The sequence below is a fragment of the Paenarthrobacter sp. 10L420 genome, assembly GCF_056395385.1.
This window is the reverse complement of sequence record NZ_JBFTJK010000049.1, coordinates 1-2,550: the sequence shown is the minus strand read 5'-3', so window position 1 is coordinate 2,550 and position 2,550 is coordinate 1. Positions and strand designations below refer to the sequence as shown.

The 2,550-nt window shown below is 61.5% G+C and carries 3 protein-coding genes; all 3 read left to right on the top strand.

Translation table 11 applies throughout. The features are described 5' to 3' along the window. Positions 1–513, top strand: a 513-nt coding sequence (locus AC1DD5_RS25560; protein ID WP_477523114.1) for a citrate/2-methylcitrate synthase, incomplete at its 5' end; no start/stop codon positions are given. Positions 514–686: 173 nt separating this feature from the next. Next, a complete protein-coding gene (locus AC1DD5_RS25555) occupies positions 687–1,613 on the top strand; it encodes an LLM class F420-dependent oxidoreductase (RefSeq protein WP_477523113.1) in 927 nt (308 codons plus the stop codon). 98 nt (positions 1,614–1,711) lie between these two features. After that, on the top strand, positions 1,712–2,550 hold an 839-nt coding region (gene fgd, locus AC1DD5_RS25550), incomplete at its 3' end, for a glucose-6-phosphate dehydrogenase (coenzyme-F420) (RefSeq protein ID WP_477523112.1).

Below are 2,550 nucleotides of genomic sequence, written 5' to 3'. Positions count from 1 at the left end.
ACCATCGGTGATCACCATGGCGGCGCCGGAGAACAGATCGCCGGGTGGCTCCGGGAAGCCGTAGCCGGCGTCCAGAGCACCGGAAGCCATCGCCCCGACGAGATCCGCGCGAAGGCAAAGAGTTTCGTGTCCGAGCGACGCGCCGCCCGCGAACCGATCGAAGGATTCGGGCACCCGCACCACGACGTTGACCCACGAGCGCCTCTGCTGATGGGGATTGCCGATGAATATGGGGTCTACGGCGATCACTGTCTTCTGCTTGAGTCGATCGAGGCCGAGCTGGAAGCAGCCGTGGGACGGCGAATCGCGACCAACATCGACGGCGTCTCCGCTGCGCTGCTCTTGGACCTCGGCCTCGATCCCCGCCTGGCACGTCCCATCCTGATGACTTCACGGACGTTGTCTCTTGCTGCGCACTTCATCGAAGAGCAGGACCAAGGTCAGAAATGGCGCCACGTCCCCGGAAGCCAAGTCACGTACACCGGGCCACAACATCTACGCACAACCGAATAGACATCTCGTGGACCTAGACGTCATCGTTAGTGCACATCGATTGCAGACTACGAATCCAAAGAGCACGTGGAATGTGATCCCACGTGCATGCGGTACTAACTCGGCCGCGATAGCTCGGCACAATGAGTCCGTGTCTCCCCAAACGGAGCCGGCACCCCCAGGGAGAAAATCACATGAAAACTGGCATCAAGTTCTACCCCACCGATGAGACATTTCCGCCTCTGGAGTTCGCTCGCATTGCCGAGGACAGCGGTATCGAGTCGATCTGGCTACCGGACCATTCTCACGTTCCAGTAGCTTCGCGGTTACCCGTTGACCAGAAAGTGGCTTACGGCGGCAGCGCGGATGCACGCGAGCGGCGCTTCACCGGGTCGCACTCGCCCGGGGGCTTCCCTCGCGAGTACTACCGCAACTACGATCAGCTGACGACGCTTGCGATGATGGGGGCGGTGACCTCCACCCTGCTGTTGGGGACCGGCATCTGTCTGGTCGTTCAACGCGACCCGATCTGGCTTGCCAAGGAAATCGCCACGATCGACCGTTTGACGGGCGGACGCTTCCTCTTCGGCGTCGGAGTGGGAGCGGCGTGGAACGCTGCTGAGCTCGCTAATCACGGCGTAAACGTCAAGACGCGTAACGGGCTCATGCTGGAACGCATTGAAGCTATGAAGCAAATCTGGGGGCATGAAGAAGCGGAGTATCACGGGAAGCAGGTCGACTTCGATCCCATTTTCCAGTGGCCGAAGCCAATCCAGCAGCCTCATCCGCCCATTCTGATGGGCGGTATGGGTCCGACCGTGCTCGATCGAACACTGAGTCACGCCGACGCGTGGATGCCTGGTCATAATGATAACGACTTCGATGGCCTAGGAGACCGGATCACAGAGCTGCGCGAACGGGCGGCGGCCGTCGGGAAGCCAATGGAAGTCACCCTCAACCTGGGACGGCTCGACTTCGTAGACCGATACGTTGACCTCGGTCTGGATCGAGTCGTTTATTCGCACCCTGCCTCTTCGAGTGACAGTGAGACGCGGAAATTCGTGAGCGAGCTGGGAAAAATCGCCCAGGAGCTCGACCACGGGACCCCATCGATGGCGTGATGGAGACGTAGGGCGTGCAGGCAACGAGATGAGAGACCGTCCCCCGGACGCCCGATTCTTCCCCCTAAACCATTTGAATGCATGTAGCGAGGAGTGAAATGAGTTTCAGGATCGGCTATAAAGCCTCCGCAGAACAATTCGACCCGAGGACCCTGGTTGAGTATTCGGTTCTTGCCGAGAACATCGGCCTGGATTCGGTGATGGTTTCGGACCATTTCCAGCCGTGGCGCCACGAGGGCGGGCATGCACCCTTCGCTATGGCCTGGATGGCCGCGGTGGGCGAACGTACCAGCCGGATTGTGATGGGTACCAGCGTGCTCACCCCGACGTTCCGCTACAATCCGGCGGTCGTCGCTCAGGCTTTCGCTACCCTGGGCTGCCTGTATCCGGGCCGGGTCATCCTGGGCATGGGTACCGGTGAGGCACTGAACGAGGTTGCCGTCACCGGGGCAGAGTGGCCGGCGTTTAAGGAACGCTTCGCCCGGGCCCGGGAAGCAGTGGAGCTGATGCGCCGGCTGTGGACCGAGGACCGGGTCAGTTTCAACGGTGAGTACTACCGCACGGTCAATGCGACCGTCTATGACCGGCCCGCAACCCCGGTTCCGATCTATATTGCCGCTGGCGGCCCGGTGGTGGCCCGCTACGCGGGCGCGGCCGGCGATGGTTTCATCTGCACCAGCGGCAAAGGCATGGACCTATATAGGGAGAAGCTGCTGCCGGCCGTATTCGAAGGTGCGGCGGCCGCCGGACGGGATCCGGCCGGGATAGAGAAGATGATTGAGATCAAACTCTCCTTCGATACGGACTATGCCCTGGCGCTGGAAAACACCCGGTTCTGGGCGCCGCTGTCACTGAGCCCGGAACAGAAAGCCGGCCTCGAGGACCCTGCGGCCATGGCAGCCGCCGCGGACGCGCTGCCCATCGAACAGGTCGCCAA